General features: G+C 40.1%; 3 protein-coding genes. All 3 read right to left on the bottom strand.

The window, feature by feature from the left end; translation table 11 throughout:
* A partial coding sequence (locus GARC_RS19260) for a retention module-containing protein (protein WP_161603937.1) occupies window positions 1-2,124 on the bottom strand: 2,124 nt, incomplete at its 3' end.
* Between the two features lie 273 nt (window positions 2,125-2,397).
* Window positions 2,398-3,000 (bottom strand): PEP-CTERM sorting domain-containing protein, encoded by a 603-nt coding sequence (locus GARC_RS19255; protein WP_007623388.1) that lies wholly within the window; start codon window positions 2,998-3,000, stop codon window positions 2,398-2,400.
* Window positions 3,001-3,385: 385 nt separating this feature from the next.
* Window positions 3,386-4,513, bottom strand: a complete 1,128-nt coding sequence (locus GARC_RS19250) for a hypothetical protein (protein ID WP_007623387.1) — start codon at window positions 4,511-4,513, stop codon at window positions 3,386-3,388.
* Between the last annotated feature and the right edge of the window lie 205 nt (window positions 4,514-4,718).

The following is a 4,718-nucleotide window of genomic DNA, read 5'->3' as shown; positions in this document are numbered from 1 at the left end:
GGTCGCTGGTGTATAACTAAAGGTACCATTTGGATTTACGGTGACCGTGCCGCCATTCGTAGAGGTATTATCAAACGCTGTCACTGTGGTCGGGTTGTCACCCAAATCATCGTTACCTAATAACGAACCACTCAGTGGGCTGTTTTCATTGATATTAAAAGTGTCATCTACTGCATCAGGTAACGCGTTGACGTTCACATTAAGAACAGTCACCGTAACTGTCGCGGTACTAGTATCACCATCAGCATCGGTGATGGTATAGGTAAAAGTATCTGCGCCAACAAAATTTGCAACTGGGGTGTAAGTAAAATTACCCGCTTCATCCACTGAAACTGAGCCACCATTTGCCGAGGTACTATTAAAAGCCGTCACTGTAGTGACTTCATCACCCAAATCATCATTGCCTAAAAGGGTGCCGCTTAATTGGGTATTTTCATTTATCCTAAAGCTGTCATCCACTGCGTCTGGTAAGGCATTAACGTTAGCAACATTCACAGTGACAGTTGCGGTGCTTGTATCACCATCTGCATCGGTAATGGTATAAGTAAAGGTATCTGCACCAACAAAATCCGTGACTGGCGTATAAGTGAAATTACCTGTGCCATCCACGGTGACCGTGCCACCATTGACCGAGCTACTATCAAAGGCTGTCACTGTTGTTTCTTCATCACCCAGATCATCATTTCCTAAAAGCGTGCCTGTTAATTGGGTGTTTTCATTTATACCAAAGGTGTCGTCTACTGCATCTGGTAGCTTGTTGACATTAGCATTGACTACCGTCACAGTCGCTGTGCTCGAATCACCATCGGCATCGGTGATCGTATAGGTAAAAGTATCGCTGCCTACAAAATCTGGTATTGGTGTATATGTGAAATTGCCCGCTTCGTCCACAGTCACAGTACCACCATTAACCGAAGTACTATCAAAAGCGGTTACTATTGTGGCTTCATCGCCTAAGTCATCATTGCCTAAAAGGGTGCCTGTTAATTGGGTGTTTTCATCTATTTCAAAGGTGTCATCCACTGCGTCTGGTAACTTATTGACATTGGCAATGTTCACCGTAACAGTCGCGGTGCTGGTGTCACCATCTGCATCGGTGATCGTATAAGTAAAAGTGTCCGAACCTACAAAATCTGTTACAGGTGTATATGTGAAATTGCCCGCGTCATCCACAGTGACAGTGCCACCATTGACCGAAGTACCATCAAAAGCCGTTACTGTAGTGTCTTCATCACCTAAGTCATCATTGCCTAATAGAGTACCCGATAGCTGAGTGTTTTCATCCATGTCAAAGCTGTCATCCACAGCTTCTGGTAACTTATTTACGTTGGCAATGTTGACAGTAACAGTCGCGGTGCTGGTATCGCCATCCGCATCTGTGATGGTATAGGTAAATGTATCTGCGCCTACAAAATCGGTAACTGGCGTGTAACTAAAATTGCCTGTTGAATCTACTGTAACTGTGCCACCATTCGCCGAGGTACTATCGAAAGCCGTTACTGTTGTGGCTTCATCACCCAAGTCATCATTACCTAATAGACTACCTGCTAATTCGGTGTTTTCATCCATGTCAAAAGTGTCATTGACCGCTTCTGGTAAGGCATTAACATTGTCAATTGGATCAACTAGTACCGGAACGTCTGTCGCACCAGCAAGATTGTCCAATTCAGCAGTATCATAACCGGCGCCAGCCAGTAATTGATTACCGTCTCTGTCTAAGGTGACAAAATCTGTCCCTTCATTAGCCGTCAAACCACCAGCTGCAGTATCAGGCAAGTCTAGGTCATCACCAGATTCTATTAATGCTTGAATAGCATCGATATCGGCTTGCACATTATCGGATACCGTCTCGTTAGACGTTTGTGATTGGACTGTTGTTGTTATCGAAACTGGCTCTGTGGTTTGAGCATCGCTGGCCAATAAGGTTTCAGGCTCAGCTGTTATTTTCTGTTCTGAACCGTCATCAAATATCAGAGTAATTTCACTACCTTGGGAAAGTGTTAAAACTGTGCCAGACACAAGGCTATCACCTATTTGTAATGCGGTATTTTGTGAAGATCCAGTTTGCACTAATCCGTTAACATCGACTATTTGAGCATTTTTTGAAATAGTGAAATTTTGCATTGATATCATTCCTAATAATTAACTTAAATCACAAATAAAATCGAGTTAGCTTCCAACTAAACAGGGCTTCAACCGAATCATGGTGTTACTAAGTTGTTAAACTTAGCAATGAAATTTATTAACATACGTAAAAGAGAGTAACAAAATATCCAGACGATTTTTAGTACTATTTGACTGTATAAGATGGTATTGAGGTATACCATCTTATACATATGTATAGGGAATTGAGGATGCTTGGTTTGCGTCTTCTTACTTTAGAAAAGGATAACGTTCTTAACGTTTAGCTAGACGAGCACCTAAACCGCAAAGGGCTAAGAGAAAGATTGCAAAGGTACTAGGCTCTGGAACACTAACTGTTTTAAAGACGTAGTTTATATACTCCCCAGATCTAGCACGATCATGTACAAATGCTGACTTATCTGTTCCGAATGTATATTTACCATCATTATCGGCGTCAGCTTTTATACCTTGCCCAAACAACGACACTGAAGAACCAAAACCGTCGTACCATGACTTGAAGTTTACTTCGAAAATAGATATGCCAACTGAAGCAGCATCCGCCTGTTCAATAGCAAATTCACTATCAGTCAACAATCCGTTTCCAACATCGAAACTAAAAGCAGAGATTGCTAAGTCTTCTATATCACCAAACCCTAGGTGTACGGCAGTTTCCAAGCCATTTAATGGTGTTGGAGCGGTTGAGAAAAGTGGACCGTCACTTACATCGAAAGCGCCAAGGTACTCCCACAACTTACCATCAGCATCTGTATAATTTTGACCATCTTCGAAATAATAAATTGTGCTAGCATTGACCTGACCAATCAAACCAATTGACATAACAGCTGCGAAAATAACTTTTAAGAATTTACTACTCATAACATTCTCCTAGCGGGTTCAATATTCATTATATTATTTTATTAATGCCTATTTTACTATCAAATAAAATGGGCAGATAATAAAAACTGCTTATATTCTAGACTAAAGCACAAAGCAGGCCATTATTTTAATTTCGTTATTTTTCATATGGTTAAATAAATACGACTGGTCAAAAAAATGACATCTGTTAAAAATGCTGACACATACGCTGTATTAAGTAACCCTACTTGAAAGAAGCACAAAGTGATGATTTTGGCAGGTGTTTAAACAAAAAAACACGCCTATAAAATTTCACACTCGGGCTAAAAACCGCTAGTTTTCATGGCCATTAATTACTTACTTCTCTTGTGGCTAATCTTATAAATCCCAATGTTGAAGTAATAAACTAACGTTTGACGGGCTGCGCAATCAACTCATGAATTTCTTTCAGTGACGGCAACCTAAAGGATTCTTGGTAAAAAAGTCGATTGAGTCGACCTAACAAATTAACTGAGCGACTTGGATCATGTGTTTTACGCCTGAGATCACTAGCATCTTGTAAAAACTCCCAAGGTTTTAAATTCAAGTCTAAAACTTGTTCATTTGAAATTTGTTGTTCCGCTATGCTACTCAAGATACGTTCCGTTTTACTTTCTTGAAGATTAACGGCGACATTATGATACACCTCGTTTAAAGGAGCACTTACCGCTTCAATTGCATGATCAATCGCCAGCCAAATTTCGTCGTGACTCGGGTGTTTACCTTTAGGAGCATAATACCCCATCACTTCCCATTCCAATTCTGCATTATGTTTTGCTATAGAACTACCAATAGAGGGCGAATAAGAAAGGTCGGGCCGCGCACCTATGTTATAGGCATCAACCGATAACCCTATATTGATGGCAATATCACCCATGCTCTTTTTATCTAGATAAATGGCTTCAAATGCAGCTCGTTTTACTCCCATCCAACCATATACTACAGGTTCAGTACTCGCAAAATCACGCACATCATCAGGTAAGTCCTCTGCATACTTATCTATAAATAGCGGGGTGGGATCTAATTGCACATTTTCATCTGGCACCCAAACTTCGTATTCTTGTCGGTTATCACCTTTGCCGCGACTTTTAATTCCATAAGATAAGTTAAGAGGCCGACAGATGCTTCTATCTTCATCAACTTTATGAAAAAACTCCGAGCGAAATCGTTTGATAAAAGGTGCATCTAAACCTGCAATCGCGGCAGTGGGGTAACGAAATCCAATATCGCTGTTATTGACAATATAAAAACCTGGAATTTCCCGCTGCAATATATTCTTCACCCCCTTAAAAGATTGATAGTCTTGTACTATCAAGCTTCGCTCTGGTTCAATAGTCAGCCTACGGCCATCAGCGGTGATAAATTTTGGTGTTTTATGATACACATAATCGTTGAGACCAAGACTTTGCGCATAAGAGTTTCTGGCCATCGCCAGTTCACTAAAAAGTGTATCGTGATTTCGAATATGTTTGAAAAGTGGTCGGTGTTTAAGCATAAATGTTCTACAAGTCTGTATTTACCTTGTTAGTTTTTTACATAAAACAGTCCAAAAAATCATCAAAAATGGATGCTTGTTTGATACTCCTTAGAAGTATTCAAATCGCAGATGACTAAATGAAATTTAAATCAGGTTCAACTCACGGGCTCGATTAACTGCATTAATTCGTTTATCTACAACAAGTTTTGTAAAAATATTTTAT

The organism is Paraglaciecola arctica BSs20135 (assembly GCF_000314995.1).
GTDB lineage: Bacteria > Pseudomonadota > Gammaproteobacteria > Enterobacterales > Alteromonadaceae > Paraglaciecola > Paraglaciecola arctica.
This window is presented reverse-complemented; position numbering and strand designations above follow the sequence as displayed.